The organism is Catenulispora pinisilvae (assembly GCF_015356865.1).
Taxonomy (GTDB): Bacteria; Actinomycetota; Actinomycetes; order Streptomycetales; family Catenulisporaceae; genus Catenulispora; species Catenulispora pinisilvae.
Window position 1 is genome coordinate 1 of the sequence record NZ_JAAFZA010000045.1, and the last position, 17,333, is coordinate 17,333.

General features: G+C 62.8%; 9 protein-coding genes and 4 pseudogenes. 8 read left to right on the forward strand and 5 right to left on the reverse strand.

The window, feature by feature from the left end; all coding sequences use genetic code 11:
- Both IZR01_RS14990 and IZR01_RS14995 read left to right on the forward strand, forming a co-directional pair.
- Nucleotides 1-1,163: Hint domain-containing protein (locus IZR01_RS14990; protein ID WP_228559508.1), on the forward strand; the 1,163-nt coding region annotated here is incomplete at its 5' end.
- A gap of 39 nt (nt 1,164-1,202) precedes the next feature.
- Complete coding sequence (locus IZR01_RS14995; RefSeq protein ID WP_194924206.1) at nt 1,203-1,769, forward strand: hypothetical protein; 567 nt, start codon at nt 1,203-1,205, stop codon at nt 1,767-1,769.
- Nucleotides 1,770-1,863: 94 nt separating this feature from the next.
- On the opposite strand, the gene IZR01_RS15000 is transcribed toward IZR01_RS14995, so the two are convergent.
- The gene (locus tag IZR01_RS15000) at nt 1,864-2,931 is read right to left on the reverse strand and encodes an integrase core domain-containing protein (protein WP_194924207.1); all 1,068 of its coding nucleotides are present in this window, start codon (nt 2,929-2,931) and stop codon (nt 1,864-1,866) included.
- A 33-nt stretch (nt 2,932-2,964) separates the two neighbouring features.
- Here IZR01_RS15000 and IZR01_RS15005 point away from each other — a divergent pair, with 33 nt between their 5' ends.
- Nucleotides 2,965-3,765, forward strand: a complete 801-nt coding sequence (locus IZR01_RS15005) for a site-specific integrase (RefSeq protein WP_323746067.1) — start codon at nt 2,965-2,967, stop codon at nt 3,763-3,765.
- Between the two features lie 186 nt (nt 3,766-3,951).
- Here the strand turns inward: IZR01_RS15005 and IZR01_RS15010 are convergent, their stop codons facing one another.
- Nucleotides 3,952-4,350, reverse strand: a complete 399-nt coding sequence (locus tag IZR01_RS15010; protein WP_194924208.1) for an IS3 family transposase — start codon at nt 4,348-4,350, stop codon at nt 3,952-3,954.
- A complete protein-coding gene (locus tag IZR01_RS15015; protein WP_194891437.1) occupies nt 4,344-4,670 on the reverse strand; it encodes a transposase in 327 nt (108 codons plus the stop codon). The genes IZR01_RS15010 and IZR01_RS15015 overlap by 7 nt, the downstream gene beginning before the upstream one ends.
- Before the next feature lie 1,710 nt (nt 4,671-6,380).
- Here IZR01_RS15015 and IZR01_RS15020 point away from each other — a divergent pair.
- From IZR01_RS15020 to IZR01_RS15040, 5 genes and pseudogenes are all read left to right on the forward strand, one after another.
- Nucleotides 6,381-12,308, forward strand: coding sequence for a DUF6531 domain-containing protein (locus IZR01_RS15020; RefSeq protein ID WP_194924209.1), 5,928 nt, complete (start codon nt 6,381-6,383; stop codon nt 12,306-12,308).
- Between the two features lie 134 nt (nt 12,309-12,442).
- Entirely contained in the window at nt 12,443-13,249 is an 807-nt protein-coding gene (locus IZR01_RS15025) for a hypothetical protein (protein ID WP_194891434.1), read from the forward strand.
- 13 nt (nt 13,250-13,262) lie between these two features.
- Nucleotides 13,263-13,781, forward strand: a pseudogene (locus tag IZR01_RS50515) (transposase); the annotation flags it as partial.
- 86 nt (nt 13,782-13,867) lie between these two features.
- Nucleotides 13,868-14,569 (forward strand): annotated as a pseudogene (locus IZR01_RS15035) (IS30 family transposase); the annotation flags it as partial.
- Between the two features lie 7 nt (nt 14,570-14,576).
- Nucleotides 14,577-14,864 (forward strand): annotated as a pseudogene (locus IZR01_RS15040) (transposase); the annotation flags it as partial.
- 302 nt (nt 14,865-15,166) lie between these two features.
- Here the strand turns inward: IZR01_RS15040 and IZR01_RS54770 are convergent.
- Both IZR01_RS54770 and IZR01_RS15050 read right to left on the reverse strand, forming a co-directional pair.
- A pseudogene (locus IZR01_RS54770) lies at nt 15,167-16,528 on the reverse strand (ISL3 family transposase).
- 107 nt (nt 16,529-16,635) lie between these two features.
- On the reverse strand, nt 16,636-17,328 hold the full coding sequence (locus IZR01_RS15050) for a tyrosine-protein phosphatase (RefSeq protein WP_194924212.1): 693 nt from the start codon (nt 17,326-17,328) through the stop codon (nt 16,636-16,638).
- Between the last annotated feature and the right edge of the window lie 5 nt (nt 17,329-17,333).

Sequence of the window (17,333 nt, forward strand, 5' to 3'; positions counted from 1 at the left end):
GTGGGGACGGAGGTTCCGGCGAAGGCGGAGACTCCTCCAGCGAACAAGGTAAGAGCGGCAACAGCGACGAGAACAGCGACGAAAACGATGACAACGTCCAGCCGGTAAGCAACGACGACGACGGAACCTCCGCAACCGAACCGTGGCGCAGCAACAAGAAGTTCCCCAAGACAGGAAGCAGTGGAAGCTCTGAAGAAGGACAGCACAGCGGGGAATCTGGCAACGACGAACAGAAGGGTAAAAGCGAGAAGAGCGACCCGACTGGGAAGCTCGACTGCGAAGAACCGAACAGCTTTGTAGGTGACACGCCTGTCCTTCTTGCCGACGGTTCCTCGGAGCCAATCAGTCAGGTGAAGGTGCGGGACAAGGTCGTCTCCGCAGTGCCCGATGGCTACGGCACTCAGACTCACACCGTCACGACGCTTCACGTCACCGACACAGACCGGGACTTCACTACCCTGACGATCAAGTCAGGCAAGTCGGTCGGGAAACTCACCGGCACATCGCACCACATCTTCTACGACCTCACCGCCAAGGCCTGGGTCCCTGCTGGCGATCTCAAGCCCGGCGACGTGCTGCAAACCCCGGGCGGCACCGCAGTCCTGCTGGCTGTGAACAACTTCACCCAGTCCGTCCGTACCTACAACCTCACCGTCGACGGACTCCACACCTACTATGTCGAAGCGGGCGCTATACCCGTCCTGGTCCACAACTGCGGTCCGGGCTCGACCATGGATAGGGCCGACGACCTAAATAAGACACGAGCTCCGAACTCAAAGGGCGAGAAGAAGACGACAGTGGCTGTAGCCAGGGTCAGCCCTGCTGTCGGAGGTGATACGGAAATATGGGTCGCCACGGAACTACCGGACCTTCCGGCAGAATGGAATCCAGATCTTGGCGGGATCGACCCGCTTGGAGAAGGCGAGGAGTACATTAACGGCGAAGGTCACGCCGAAGATACCCTCGCCGAGGAAATGCGCGAAAGGGGATATGTGCCCGAAGAAGTTGGCTCTTCGACTAATATGTGTGAGCCTTGTAAATCTAGTATTGAGGACTTTGACCTCGTTGATAGCGATGTTGGCGCCAGGCTCTCCTCTCGAGGCTATACTAACTATCGCCTAATGGTGGCCCCAGGGACCGAGTATGATGTGCCAAGATGGTAGATAAGTGTCGTTGGCCGGCGGGCATTAGAGAGGGATGGGATGGGTACAATTCCGCGCCTGGAGCTCATTGATGAACCGTGGAAGTTCAGGGCTTACAGTGCCCTGTGTGGAGCTCGGTTGTCGCGAGTCGGGCTATTGGGTCAGTTTCCAGTAGCCCTTGAGCTGGATCGCTACCTTGAGACAGTGATGTCGCGGCTGGATTCAGATTTATCCGTTCCGGAGGAGTTGAAGCGGTTTCTCTACGGCTATCACGTTGACGATGTTGGGCGGGTGGAGTATTTCCAAGGTGCGTCCGTAGCGCTCTCAACGTGGTCGATTTCCAGCGTCGATGATATTCCTAGCGAGGCGCGGCTCGTCATGTTTAACTCGTTCAACGCATGGACGAGTCTTGATGCGTTCTGTGACGGTCCAAATCCACCGGGCATCAGGGGGGCGCGATTGTCGCGGGAGATTGATTTCCAGCAGAGAGATATCGAGGTCATTGCAATTGTGAATCCCAGTGAGGCGGAACTTTGGGGTAGCCTCCTTCGCGGTGCCTGGGAGAATGGTGGGGTCGTAGCCGATGATCTGCGCGGGTTTGCTCATGATAGAGGTTGGCATGTGTGACGCCCCGTAACTGCTTAGGAAGTTACACGGCTGTGGGCCGTGTACTATGCCAAAACTCCGCTATAGCTGTTGACCTGGCGATTCATTCGGCCGGTCAAGCAGCTCTCTGATACTCATTAATGAGGCCTCCGAGTCTCTCGCGGCGGCGGATCGCAGCATCCAGAGGGATCACGACAGCCTCGTCGTGGTCGGGCGGCACGTTGCCGCGACCTTGGTGGGGCCGGTGGGTGTTGAAATGCTCGGCGTATTCGGCCAGGACCGTGACTGCGTGCCGTTCGTTGTAGATCAGCATCCGGTCGGTGCACTCCTCGCGGACGCTGCACACGAAGCGCTCGGCGTACCCGTTGGCCGCAGGAAGCCGGGGCGGACTCCGTTTCACCTCCACGTCCTCGGAGGCGAACACGCCATCGAAGGCGTCGGTGAACTGGCCGCCCCGATCGCGAAGCAGGTACGTGAACTCACTGACGCGATCGCCCAGGTCCGCCAAGAGATTTCGGGCGGCCTGGGTGGTCCAGGCGCCGTCGGGGTTCGCGGTGATACCAAGGATGTGTACGTGGCGGGTCCGGACTTCCATCACGAACAAGACGTAGAGCCTGCGCAGGTTGATGGTGTCGATGTGGAAGAAGTCGGTGGCCAGCAGGCCCTCGGCTTGGGTGGCCAGGAACGTCTTCCACGACGGATCGGCGTGCGGTCGCGGAGGCGTCCGGCGCCGCGTGGTTGCGAGGATCCGGCGGATGCTGCCGATCCCGCCCCTGTGTCCGAGGCCGAGAAGTTCGCCTTGAATCCGTTTATAGCCCCATCGGCGATTTTCGGCGGCCAGGCGCAGGACCAGTGCCCGGATCTCCTCGGTGACGGCCGGGCGTCCGGGCCGGTTCGGGTAGGTCCACTTCGTCGACACCAGCCGCCGGTGCCAGGCCAGCAGCGTCGCCGGGGTGACCAGCCGATGTCGGCGCAGCTCACGGGGCAGGAGCCGGGTCAGTGCGGACAGGATCGCCCGATCCGGCCAGGTGAGCTTCGGCGGTCTCGGGTTCGCCCGGCGCAGCACCGCGATCTCGTGCCGCAGCACCAGTATTTCCGCGGTCTTGGCTTTGTCGCCGCGGGTGAGTAGAGCGAGCCAGCCCAAGACGCGGACCAGGGCGAAGTACAGCAGGCGGAACAGCACAGTTCAAGATCATGCATGCATCCGGCTGGGATCGTGAAACCGCAGGTCAAGGAAGGCGAGCCGAGTTCTGGCATAGAACAGGCCGGGATTCGAGACCACCGGCTGTACGCGGTGCTCCACCTGATCGCCTTGCGCGGGCTGCGGCGCGGCGAGGCCGCGGGGCTGCGCTGGTGCGACCTGGATCTGGACTCGGCGACCATGTTCGTCACGCACCAGGTACAGAACATCGGCGGCCGAGTAGTGCAGTGCCCCACCAAGACGCCAACGTCGCGACGGGTGGTGGCGCTGGACCGCACCACCGTGGCGGTGCTGCGCAGACACCGGGTGCAGCAGCAGAGAGAACATGAGCAGCTGGGTGTTGCACCGTCGGGGTTCGTGTTCACGACAACCGCCAGCACGCCGCTGACACCGGACCGGCTGACCCGGGTCTTCTTGAAGCTGCTCGATGACTCCGGGCTGCCGCCGGTGCGGCTTCACGATCTCCGCCACGGCGCGGCGTCACTGGCGCTACAGGCCGGGGCGGATCTGAAAGTGGTGCAGGACCAACTCGGGCACTCCTCGATCGTTACTACCGCTGACACCTATGTCAGCGTGCTGCCGGAGGTGGCCCGTAAGGCCGCCGAGGACACCGCCTCACTCGTCCTCAAAGCCGGGCGTCTGGTTCCTGGCACCCGACGGATCCGCCGCGCCGACAAGCCCGACCACCGTGCCCACCGCGGCGCATCGAGCCGCGGCCGGAGAGCACGTGGAAACCAAATCCCCATAAATGCCCAGCAGCCTCACCCGGTCAAACCTCACGATGACGGCCCGGAGTCAGCGATGGCCGAGGTATGACAGCCTTCTGACTGCCGCAATCGGACTGAAATCTCACGATTTGAGACAAGTGGTCTCGGGTGGTGCGCTGGCGCACCCCGGCCCCACCCGGGACCCACCGGCCATCGGGAGAGTAGTGCGATTAGTGCGAAACGCCCAGGTCGGGCGGGGAGAATCCGGGGGAGACTTGGACTCGAGACCCGCGGATTAAGAGCGGACGTAGGTGATGTCGGACACCCACCAAGCGTTCGGCCTGGTCGCGACGAAGTTGCGGTCGACCAGGTCCGGTGGTCGGGGAGCGGTCGGCTCGATTATTGTGGTCCGTCGCTTGCCTCCGCGGATCAGCCCGGTCAGGCCGGCGTCGCGCATCAGCCGCTCCACCGTGCAACGGGCGACTTGGATACCCTCGCGGTGCAGCTGCTTCCAGACCGTGCGGGCCCTGTAGACGCCGTAGTTCTGCTCATGGACCCGGCGGATTTCGACCAGCAGCTCGGTGTCGCGCAGGCTTCGTGCCGACGGCTTGCGGGTCTTGCGGGCGACAGTAGTACGTGCTGGGCGATACCTCCAGCACCCGGCATATGGGCTCGACCCCGAAGCGGTCACCATGAGTCTCGATCATGGTCACGACTTCGTCCGGGACGGTCGAGTTCCCTGGCGAAGAGCGCGCTGGCAGCCTTCAGGATCTCGTTGGCCCGCCGCAGCTCCCCGACCTCGGCCCGCAGCCGCTTGAGCTCCTCGCGCTCGGCCGTGGACAGCAGGTCGGGCCGTTGCCCGCGATCAGCCTCGGCCTGGCGGACCCATCCGCGCAGCGCCTCGCGGTGCACGCCCAGATCGTCGGCGACGTGCGCGATCGGGCAGCCGGATTCCTGGACCAGACGCACCGCGCGCTCACGCAGCTCGTCCGGGTACTTCCGTGGTGCAGCCATCGTTCTGTGGATCCCTTCAACCCGGAAGATCATTCCAGGTATCGGGGCCTCCATCAGACCCGGGGTGGATCAAACCTGCGGATTAGGATTTGGTTGGCGGGACGTCCCTGCCTATGGCGGTCCAAGCAAGGGCTCGGGTCCGGTCGGGGGACCTGAGAAGCATTCCTCGCCTGTGGGGCGGACGTGGCTCGCCGTCCCGCGGTTATCAGGGGCCGAAGACTATTTTACTGAGTCTTTACGTGTGACGTGCGCACTGAACGTTCGATTCTCTAAACCGCTGCACGACGGACCCTCCTGCCGTAAGGGTGTGTCGGAAATCGCACGGTTCTAACGCGAAGCGGCTACGCAGCGTGGCGATCTCATTCGCGTAGAGCGTTGAGGATTGGTTGACACGGTGGCGAGTGATCGCGACGATGCGTTTGCAATCTCGAGCGTCGCAGAGTTCTTAGATGCTTCGCATGCCGGGTGGCTCCGCTCTGGACAGCGGGACCACCCGTGTGCTCTCTCCGCACCACCGCACGGCAACGGCCCATTGGTAGTACGGCAAGAAAGAGCAGTGGCAACATGCTACGACAGAAAGTCAAGCGCCTGACTATCGCCGCGTTGACAAGCCTCGCCGTCGCGGCGAGTGCTGTCACAGTTGGCGGAGCGGCGTCTGCCGACGTTGGTGCTTCAGTCGCAGCCGGACATCACGGCGGTGGTCCTCGACCGATCGCTTGGCTTCCATCCTCGCCGCGGCGGGTTGATCCACCGCCGAAGCCAGTGACGCTTAAAGAGCGCCGGGCGCAGGTGGCCGCGGATCAGACTGCTATGGGTCCAGGCGGAAGCCTGGTCGCCGGCGAGCGGGCGAACCTCAAGCCGTTGGTTTCATCGAAGTCTGTGACGCCTCCTGTCCCCGTGTACGCGGCTCCTGCTGTCGCCGCGCGAGAGCCGAAGGTCCCTACGTCTGGTGTCCGCTACCGGGGAGGCGGTGCGTCGGGCCGTGTTATTCCGCTAAATGGTATAGATCAGAAGACTAAGGCCACTGCTGCAACCGGGCCGGCTCTGGGGACGGTTGCTGTTGATCCCAAAAACACGACACCGGGGTCGGGGCTTTCGGGTGAAACCCCGTCGTGGGGTGTGACGGTCACTTGGACTGATCCGTCGGTGACAGGAATACTTATCAGCCTGTACAGCCCTACCGGGACCTACATTTTCGGTGAGTGCGCTTATCCACAGCCCTCAAGTACGTCTGCGGACGTCACCATCTACTCTGATGGGCAAGGTGGCGCATCGAGTGCGGTCCAGCTCGGTGTCAGTTTCTATGCGACGGTGGCAGTGGCGAATGGTTCCGGCTGTGAATATATCGGTCCGGCCGTGACCACAGCGTCTAGCCCGGCAGGCTATCGTATTCCTCCGGTTCCTGTGCAAACCCCGACGCCTATTGCGGCTCCTTTCGAATACGCTCCGGGTTACACGTCATGGTTCGCAGGGTTCACTACGAGCGCTGATGTCCTCGACGGAACGCTCGGCTACCACGTGGAGGTGGTGCGAGCCTCAGATGGCGTTACCGTGTTTAGTGATACCGCGCTAAGAACACCTTCAGGCAGCGGCAGCTTCACCTGGGGTTGCGTCTCAGGCGCGAATAGCCTGCCCGGTACTGCGGTGTCTTGCCTGGTGTGGTACGGCGATCCGGGCACGGATCCAAACACAGCAGTTCTTAAGGTCGGGGTGCAGTATTATCTCAAAGTTTATAAGTACCGTTTTGATGGCAGCCAGAGTACCGAGGCCGCGGGCGCGCCCATTGCAGCCGTTTACACTCCTGGGCTGCCTGCGTCGCTGATGGGTCAGTGCACCTGCGAGGACCAGCAGTACGCTGGTGATCCGGTGAATACCGCGACCGGTGTCGTTACCGAGCAGGCCACTGATGCATCGGTGCCTGGTCCGGGGATGCCGTTCTCCCTGGCGCGGTCGTATCGGTCGGACGCAACAAACACGACCGGCTTGCTAGGTCAAGGCTGGCGGCTGCCGTTTGAAGCGTCGGTGTCGGTCAACGCGACCTCGGGGGCGGTGACACTGATTGACGGCGATGGTGCGCAGGTGATGTTCACCAAGAACCCCGACGGGTCCTACACGGGGCCTGTGCCGGTGCGGTACACGCTGGCTGCTGTGGCCGGCGGCGGTTTCACGGTGACGGCGCTGGACAATTCGGTGCGCACCTTTGACGCGTCGGGCCGCCTCACTTCCATGGTGGATGTCTCTGGCAAGGGTCTGATTTTGGGATACACCACTGGGGTGTTGTCGTCAGTCACCGATGCCGCGGGCCGTGCGGCCGCTCTCACGGTGTACCCGGCTGGGGACCCGGCCGCCGGTTTGCTCGAGCAGGTGACGCTGGCAGATGGCCGATCCGTGTCGTATTCGTATACCAACCGGCAGCTGACCGGGGTGAAGGACGTCACCGGCGGCCTGACCCAATACAGCTACGATGCCGGCGGCCGGCTGGCAAAGGTCACTGATCCGAAGCAGCAAGTCATCGAGCAAAACACGTATGACCAAACGACCGGCCGAATAACCCAGCAGATCGACGCCTCGAATCAGACTTGGAAATTCGCCTGGACGCCGACGCCCAACGCCCCGGCCGGTTCGGGAGAGTCCGACGTCACGGATCCAGCCAACGGCATCTGGACGGATGTGTATTCGGCTGGCGTGCTCATGGGCCACTACAATCCGTATTTCAACGGCTCGGCGCGGACCGTCGACCAGAACCTTGATATTTCTGGGTTGCGAGACGGGAACGGCACCACCGTCAACTACACTTACTTCCCCGATGGCGACGTCGAGACCGAGACGGATCCGGTGTCTGGTGCGATCGAATCGTGGACCTACGATGCGCCCGGGCTTGTGCACTCGCACACCGCCCCCTTCCGGGGTAATACCACCATTGACGATCATGATCCTGCGACGCACCTGTTGACCAATGAGATCGACCCGCTGGGTAGCAAGACCAGCTACACATACAACGCTGCCGGGCAAGTGCTGACCAAGACGTTGCCGCTGGGTAACGTCGCGGGTGCGACCGCGGTGACGCAGGCGCTGTACACCACAACCAACACGTACGACTCTTCGGGAAACCTGCTGAGTTCGACCGATGGCTTGGGTAACAAGACCAGCTACACGTACTACCCGACCGGGCAGGTGGAGACGACCACTGATCCGCGCGGGAATGTTGCGGGTGCTAATCCGGCCAAGTTCACTACCAGCTACACCTACGATGCGGCTGGGCGGGTTCTGACCACGACCGACCCCGACGGCAACGTCACGACGAATCATTACGACGCTGATGGTAATCGTGACTGGTCGGAGGATGGCCTTAACCAGCGCACGCTCTACACCTACGACGCGAGCAACCGGTTGACCGATACTGTCGACCCCTCCGGGGCGAAGACGCATACCGACTACTACGACAACGGTCAGGTGAAGGACACCATAGATGGCAACGACCATGAGACGTCCTACACCTATGACTCCGCAAATCGCCTGGCATCTACGGTAGCTGCGCGCGGGAACCTCCCAACCACGGACCCGAACTACTCGCCGCCGGCGAACTACACGACGACGTACAGCTATGACGGGAACGGCAACCAGATCCTGGTCACCGACCCGTTGGGCAATGCCACCCGCACCGAGTACGACGCGGACAACCGGCCGTGGCGTGTCACAGATCCGGTGGGTACGGTCTCAAGTAGTGCCGGGGCCGCTGTGCCGGGACATCAGAAAGTCACCAAATACGACGCGAACGGCAACACGATCGAGGTCGACACACCGACCGGTGACGGCACCACCAACGCGGTGACGACGACGCACTATGACCTCGACAACCGGGTGGACTACATGGTCGAGCCGCGGGGCAACCTGACCTCGACGCCTGACATGACGTACGCGACTCACTTCTCCTACGACGCCGACGGCAACAAGATCAGTCAGACGCTGCCGATGGGGGAGCAAACCCAGTGGGTGTATGACGCCGACAACCGCCAGGTGCAGACGATCGATCCGCGAGGCACTGCCAACAACAACGCGTTGGCGGCGCAGTACACGACCACGAACGTTTACGATCCGGCCGGGCATCTGATCCAGACCACCGACGGGACTGGCGCGGTGACCCAGTACGGGTTCGATGGCGCCGGCAACAAGACATCGAAGGTCGACCCACGCGGACAACTGTCTGGGAATACACCGGCCGACTACACCACGGTCTACGGGTACGACGCCGACAACCGTCAAGTCTCGGTGCTGGCTCCGAAGACGGCGTCGGTTCCCAATCCTGTTGCTGCGGTAACTACCTATGACGCGGCCGGGAACGTGGTCGCAGTGGCGGATGCTGCAGGCAACACAACCACCTTCGGCTACGACCAGGCGCATCAGAAAACGTCGATGACCACGCCGCGCGGTTTCAAGGGTTTGGCCCAGGCGGGGGACCCGAACTACACCACCACCTACGGCTTCGATCCCGACGGCAACCAGATCACGGTCACCGACCCGGAGACGGCTCAGGTTCCGTCTCCGAAGCCGACCACCACGGCTTTCGACGCCGACAACCACGCTCGCACCGTCACCGATCCGCTGGGCAACCAAACCACGACCGATTACAACTCCCTGGGCCAGCTGGACTGGACCAAGGACGCGCTGCAGGGCCAAACCAAATACGGGTACGACACCGCGGGCAACCAGACCTCTGTCACCACCCCGCGCGGCAACACCACTGCCACACCGGACCCGAAATACACAACGGCCTCGGTCTTCGACTTGGCCGGACACAAGGTCTCGCAAACCACCCCGCAGGGCGATAAGACCACCTGGGCTTTCGACAAGGACGGTCGTGTCTCCTCGACGATCGATCCGCGTGGATACGCGGCTGGTGTGTCCGATCCGACTGTGTATCAGACCACCTACAGCTATGACGCGGCCGGAAACCAGAGCGCCATCACCGACCCGCTGAAGAACACCACGGCAACCACATACGACGCCGACAACCGCGTCATCGCGGCGACAGATGCGTTGAAGAAATCAACGACCACCTACGCCTACTGGCCCAACGGTGCTGTAGAGACGGTCACCGATCCGCTTCAGCACGCCACCAGCTACACCTACGACCAGGTAGGCAACCTCACCACGCGCGTCGATGCGAACACCCACACCACCACCTACGGATTCGACAGCGCGCGCAAGCTTCGGCAAGTCACCGATCCATCGGGCCACGGCACCACCTACGTCTACGATGCCGACGGCAACCTGGCCACCACCACTGACGCCCGTGGTACCACCAGCACCGTGACCACCGACGCCCGAGAACTGGCTACCGGGATCACCTACTCCGACACAACCCCCGCGGTCACCTTCACTTACGACAGCGACCACCAGCAGGTCGGCATCACCGATGCCACAGGCACCAGGACCGAAACCTACGACCAGGACGGCCACCTGCGAACTGCCAGCATCCCGGGCGCCGCGAACCCGTTCGCCTACAACTACGACGCCGACGGAAACATCACCTCACGCCAATACCCGGACGGCGAAACCGCGGCCTACACCTACAACCCCGACGAACAGATGGCCACCCAAGCCGCCGACGGCACCACATCGACGTACTCGTACGACCCGGCCGGCCACTACACCGGCTACGTCGCCCCGAACAGCGCAGGCGCGCCGATCGCCGCCGAGACCCGGACCTACGACGCCGCTGGCAACCTCGCATCCATCGGGACCGCCAACGCCGGCGGTACCGTGTCCTCTTGGGCCGTCACTCGCGACGCCGACAACCGGCCTACCGGCATCACCGCCACCCGCACCGGCCAGGCCACAACGTCCAAGGGCTACACCTACGACCTGGACGGTCGTCTCCAAAGCGAATCCTGCACAGCGGCAACCGCGTCGTTGGACTGCCCCGCAGGCTCGCAAAACACCGCCTGGACCTACGACAACGTCGGAAACCGGCTCACCCAAACCACAGGCGGCACTGTCACCAACTACAACTACAACAACCTCGACGAACTCACCACCAGCACCACCGGCGGTACAACCACCACCTACAGCTACGACACCGACGGCAACCTCACCGGTGACGGCACCAGCGCCTACACCTACGACGCCAACAACCACCTCACCGGCGTGACCACAGGCAGCACCACAGCCGCCTTCACCCTCGACGCCCAAGGCAACCGCACCGCCATCACCACCGGCAGCAACACCCAGAACCTGATCTGGGATCCCAACAGCCCGCTGCCCCAGCTCGCCTACCAAACCGGACCCGCTGGCGACCTCGGCGACTACCACTACGACCCCACCGGCACCCCGCAGTCCATCAAAACAGCAACCGGAAACCTCTTCCTGGCCCACGACGACCAGGGCTCCGTCACAGACCTCATCGACCAGAACGGCACCCTGCAAGCCCAGTACGCATACACCGCGTTCGGAATCGAAAGCCCGTCCAGCACTTCCAACCAAGCTGATCTGGCGAGCAACCCCTTCGGATACACAGGGCAACTCAACGATTCGGCAATCAGCGGCGACCAAGACCTGCGTGCACGGGACTACGACCCCGCAACCGGCCGTTTTGGCGGTCGCGACCCCATCGATATCCGCGTCAATGATCCCTATGTGGCGCAGTACATCTACGCAGCCGATGCATCGACATATATCGACGATCCGTCAGGACTCTCGCCGACTCCAGAAAACGATACTGGCATAAGCGCACAAGACATCGCGGAGGAGCTGTTCGGGACGTTGCAAGATCTGGCAGAGAGTGCGAATGATTGCGACGGCATGGATGACGCCAACTTCTGGAAGGTGTACTGCACCGGCCACGCGACGACCGTAATGACGATGGCGTGGCAGATCAACGAGCGGAACATGTCGAACTGGATCGACTCATCGTCCGATTCTCCCAGTAATGTCGACGACCCATTGAACGTTTTGCTCTCCGGGAATCGCGTCACCACGCAGGCGTGCGATAACACTATTCCGAATGCCGCGAAGGATGATCCAAAATCGGGGCTCGAGAAGGATCGCGGGAATGGTATCGCGGACATCATAAACTGGGAGCCGGAAAAGGTTCAAATATGGGAAGTCAAACATTCGAACTCTAAGATCCCCGGGGTTATTGGTACGGCTAACGACGAGCTTCGCGTCGCGCCGGCGCAGATCGCCCGTTATGTGCAGAAGTTGCAGCTGAAGCTTCGCAATGATGGCGATCCGCGGATGGTGGAAGCCGGCGATAACCTGAGGCCTGAGACAGCTCCAGACCTCTTCAACCCCGCAATGATGGTCGATATGTGGTCTTCTCCCATCGCGCAGGGGGTCATCGCCTATCATGAGCGGTTCAAGACGGATGATGAGAAAAGAGCTGGCGAGCCTGACCGGCAGCAGCAACCGCAAACGGTTCCCGCCGGCTGTACGTCGCCGATAGCAATGGGCGGGGGGAAGGGCTTGGGTGCGGTAGGGCCCTACGCTGATTCTGCTCTGGCCGCCGCTTGCCCGCCGGGCTACATTTGGGCGGGTGGTGGGATCGTGAACCCGGTCTTGCCCGGCCAGCAGGTTCCGGCTCCTGAGCCCGTCGAACCACCTATATTCGTAGGGGGTCCTGTCTTCGGGATGCCCTAGGCATCTGGAAGGCTGTCTTCTTGAACTAGATATTCGAGGTGTTTTATGGGCCGGGTTATCGGTCCCATAAAACACCTCGATTCAACCTCCCCAACGATACGCGCAGATGTCACTCTGAATCTGGAGACCGGTCGGTGAAGAAATTTGTACTTGAGTTGTCAATTGGACCTCTCACGCCCGAATCGAAGGGGGAAGTAGCGCGATACTGGTTGGACGGTGCCCTGAGCAAGCTCCGCCCCGAAATGATTGCCAGACTGGACTCGCAGTCGCCGATTCCATCGACAGATCAACCGCTACCGGAGATGTTTGTCGGTGGGAGCCTCGCGCTGATCACCTGGAAGCCGAGACGTGGAGGAAGAGGTGACGGGATCACAAGATACTCGACCGCGCAGTGGAAGAAATTCATGACAGGGCTTGATGATGACTATATGCACGCCTCGCTTGCGGCATACGCGATCAGTAGTCCGACTACAGTTTCGTCACCCTATTTCGAGGTCAAGGCGCAGGCGATTCCAGAAGAGCCTGATTGGGTCCACTTGGTTGTCGCAACGACGGTTGAGGAATTCAATTACGAGAACGAATCGCAGCTCTGGATTGACTTTTGCTTCGATGCCGCAAATGCTCTGAGTCCGATCTTTGGTCATTCGACAGACGATTCTGAGGATCTGCGAACGATGCAAGAGCGAGAGCTTAGATGGTTCCCGTTTGAGACGATCCCGAACGGACACGTCAAACTTCGTGGCGAGTCGTGGATAACGGTGATCCCCAAAAGTCTGGTATCGCGGCTCGGCGGAGTTAATGGAATTCGAGAGTCTGGTGCGTTTTACGACGTTCGGGAGCTTGCGGGAGGAGGAGCCGTCGTCCAGGCTTCTCGATACTTAGAGGAATATCCTCAAGTGCGTGCACGGATTCGCGAGGTTCTTCGACCGGTTTTGATCTAGCGCGAAGAACGAGATCGGGGCACGCAAGCGGTTCTCCTCGGCGATCCTGTCACCGTGGGTGCGCAAGACACCGAAGATCTCTGAGATGCTGCCGCTGCTGTATCTGCACGGACTGTCCACCGGGGACTTCGTGCCGGTGCTGGAGCAGTTCTTGGGCTCGACGGCCGGGCTGTCGCCGTCCACGCCCAGCCGCCTGACCGCGCAGTGGTCCGAGGACCACCAGCCGATTCAGCGGCGGTGGCCTGTCCGGGCTGGACTCCGTCTACGTCTGGGCTGAGGGGTGCACCTGAAGGTGCGTCTGGATGGGGCCAACGCGTGCGTGCTGATCATGTTCGGTGTCCGCGCCGACGGCAGCACACAGCTGGTAGCCCTTGATGAGGGCTACCGGGAGTCCGGTGGGTCGTGGGCGAACCTGCTGCGTGACCGCGAACGACGCGGGATGCGAGCCCCGCTGCTCGCGGTCGGTGACGGAGCAATGGTGTTCTGGAAGGCGCTCCGCGAGGCTTCTCCCGACACTCGCGGGCAGAAGTGCTGGATTCACAAAACGGTTGATGTGCCCTGGGTTTGGGACAGTTGGGATGCTGGACAGTTGTTGATACAGCACCCTGGGAGGGATCTGTGCAGGGCCGGGGTGCGCTCAAGCGCGAGCTGGTCGCGTGTCTGCGCACCGGCCGGGCGCTGCGGGTGCCGCGGGCCCGGTCCAAGCGCAAGGCGTGGGCGCACGTCACACCCGAGGTGATGATCAGCGAACGGCCGGCCGAGGCCGAAAACCGTGCCGTGCCAGGGCACTGGGAAGGCGACCTGCTGATCGGGCTTGAACGCTCGGCGATCGGCACCCTGGTCGAGCGCACCACCAGGTACACGATGCTGGTCCACCTGCCCCGCCAGGACGGCTTCGGGACCGTCCCGCGCACCAAGAACGGACCGCCGCTGGCCGACTACGGCGCCGTGACAATGAAGCACGCGCTCACTGCCACCATCGGCACTCTGCCCGAGCAGCTGCTGCGGTCGCTGACCTGGGACTGCGGCAAGGAGCTGTCGGCCCACGCCCAGTTCACGATCGAGACCGGCATCCCGGTGTACTTCGCCGACCCGCACAGTCCCTGGCAGCGCGGCACGAATGAGAACACGAACGGCCTACTGCGCCAGTACTTCCCGAAGGGCACGGATCTGTCCCGCTGGAGCGCCGAGGAGATCGCAGCGGTAGCCGCCACCCTCAACAGCCGACCCCGCAAAATCCCCGGCTGGAAGACACCCGCCGAGGCCCTGAACGATCACCTACTATCGATCCAACAAGCCGGTGTTGCGTCCACTGGTTGAGTCCGGCCAGTTCACATCCTGGGCCTTCACCAAACGTGCGCGCGACTCGGGCCTGGTGCCATCCATGGGCTCGGTCGGTGACTGCTACGACAACGCGCTGATGGAGTCGTTCTGGGGGCGGACGCAGACTGAACTGCTGAACCGACAGCGTTGGCGAACCCGCCTGGAGCTCGCCAACGTGATCTTCGAATACCTGGAGATCTTCCACAACCGCCAGCGAAGACACTCCGCACTCGGCATGCTCAGCCCCATCGAGTACGAACTACTGACATCGACGATCCAGTCAGTAGCCTAGAAACCAGCAACTCGACTCGACCAAACCCGGGGCACATCACCGACTTCGATGCCGAGCTATGGCGCCAGTGGACGATGGGTTCGCCGTTCACGCTGCACGCACAGGCCGGTGATCTGCTGGGTGACCGGGCTCGTGAACTGCTCAACCGGCGGGAGAAAGGCGCCACGCAGGAGCAGCGCGAGAGCGCGATAGCCGACCTGCGGACGTTGGTTTCCGCCTGCGAAGGGCCCACTGGGGTCTTCGGTGATCTCTGCGATGACCTCAGCGAGGCATTGTGGCTCTTCGAAGTTGAGCGTGCTTGGTCATCGTGGGGCTCTGGGCTGGGCGTGACGGCCGCTGGTCTGAGCCGTGAGGTGGCCGCGGGCGCGGCGGGTGGTGGCACAGCGGGCTCTGAGCCGCTGGTTGGCGGGGTTGCGGTAGCCGTAGGCGCAACGGGCGTCGGTCTTGATCGCGCGGTTTATGCCCTCGGAGGCGGCGTTGGTGATGCCGGTGGCGATCCCGGCGAGGATCTGCGGCCACCAGGTGGAGACCGTGGTTGCCAGGCGCACCATCTCTGGCAGTCCGGATGCGGCGGCGTTCTCGTAGAACCGGGTCAGCAGCCTGCCGATCTGCTCGCGGGTGGGGTTAGTGCCATGCAGGTCCAGCAGGTCGCGCAGGTCCTCCTTGACGTTCCAGGCCACAAGGATCGGCGCTCCGATTTGCTTCGGGAGGTCTTCCAGATCCGCGACCATGGGGTCGAGATGTTCGGCGTGCATCTCGGAGGCCGCGCGCGTAAGCCTGTTTCGCAGTTCCCATTCGCGATTGCCCTTGCGTCCGCGCCGGCCCCGGGTCTGGAGCGTGACACGACGACGGACCTCGGTGACCGCGGCGTTGGCCAGTTGCGCGACGTGGAACAGATCCACAACCAGCGTCGCGTGCGGCAGACTGTCGCGGACTGCAGCTTTGAACACGGTGCACATGTCGATCGCCACGACGCGGACCCCGGCCCGCCAAGCGGCGGATTACCGGGCGAACCACTGGTTGACCGAAGTCGCATTGCGTCCCTCGACCTGCCCGAGCAGCCCGGCGCCGCCGGTTAGATCAACCATGCCGATGTGCCACCGGTCGGTGGCTACTTCCCACACGTCACCGCCATCGGGCCCTTCGACGAGCCGGAACCGCGCCTTGCCGCGGCGAGTCTCGTCGATCCCCAGATGCTCCACGGGCGGCGTCGTTTCCGGAAGCACATCCATGGCCACCTGCGTGAACGCCGCGTTCGCGACCGGCCAGGACACCTCGTGGTCCCGTGCGGCCTGCACCACAGTGCGGCCGCCGTTCGCGACCGACTCCCCGATCGCGATTCGCAGCCTGGTCGTCAGCCGGGACCGCGGCGGGATCGTCGGTAGGGCTTCGGTGAACGTCCTGCGTCGGCAGGAGGGGTTCTGACACCGCCAGCGCCGTTTGCTCCACCGCAGGTCGGTACGCTGCCCGGCTACTGGCAGATCCCTGGGCCGGGTTACCACCCACGAGTGCGGATGTTCCGAACGCACACCGCACGCAGGGCAGCATCGAGCCTGCTCATCAGCGGTGACCAGGGCCAGTATCGGGATGTCGTCCTCGGCGACGTCGACGCCGACCACCTCCACCCCGCCCAGGCCGAACAGTCGGGTCGTATCGTTGGACAAGCCCGTGGCCCTCCTTGTGATCCTTCAAGCTTCGCAACTCGAATGATCACCGAGCGCCACGGGCGCCTCGCATCCATCAAGGTCCTGATTTTGATGCCTGGTTGCGTTCAGCTGGTCATTCGAGCATGCAGGGCGGCGATTTCGGCTTCAGACAAGCCGTTCTCCAACAGGAAGTCGGGCATCGCCAAAGACGCGATCGTCGAGGTGAGCGATGCTTCGATGGTGGTGTGATGGTTCGCTAGGATCTCCGTCACCGCGACAAGCTGGTCGCGGGCGCCGAGCTCGTCATACCGCTGTTTCATCCGGTCGTAAGTGAGCAGGTAGTCGGCGATGATTTCCTCTGCCGTCGCTCCGGCCAGTATGAGCAGTACCAGCGCGAGCAGCCCGGTCCGGTCCTTACCGCCCGCGCAGTGGAACACCACGCAGCCGGGCGCGGCGTCGGCGATCGCCCGTGCTGCGGCTGTCACAGGCTCCGGATGCTCGGCCAGCAGCGCCGGGAAGTACAACGGTGAAGCCAAGTTGTCGATCTTCGACCAGCGCTCATAGAACGGGGTGCCGACCGGATCCAACGGCACCCGTACGGTGGTGATCCCTGCTGGCCTCAGCGCGGCGTCCGGGCAGCACTCATCGGCATGGCGCAGATCGACGACGGTGCGGACCCCATACGCCCACGCCGCCGCCCACCCGGCCTCGCTCAAGCGCGTGGGGGCCTCCATGCGCACGACGGCACCCGGTCTGACCTGCCCCAGCCCGCCCAAATCCCGAACATTGACACTGCGCCTGCCGACAATGTCGTCCATGCAGG

Excerpts from the sequence above, each read along its gene's own strand:
- IZR01_RS15010 (WP_194924208.1), bottom strand. The coding sequence starts at position 4,350 with ATGGTGACCGCTTCGGGGTCGAGCCCATATGCCGGGTGCTGGAGGTAT.
- IZR01_RS14995 (WP_194924206.1), top strand. The coding sequence starts at position 1,203 with ATGGGTACAATTCCGCGCCTGGAGCTCATTGATGAACCGTGGAAGTTC.
- IZR01_RS15050 (WP_194924212.1), bottom strand. The coding sequence starts at position 17,328 with ATGGACGACATTGTCGGCAGGCGCAGTGTCAATGTTCGGGATTTGGGC.
- IZR01_RS15015 (WP_194891437.1), bottom strand. The coding sequence starts at position 4,670 with ATGGCTGCACCACGGAAGTACCCGGACGAGCTGCGTGAGCGCGCGGTG.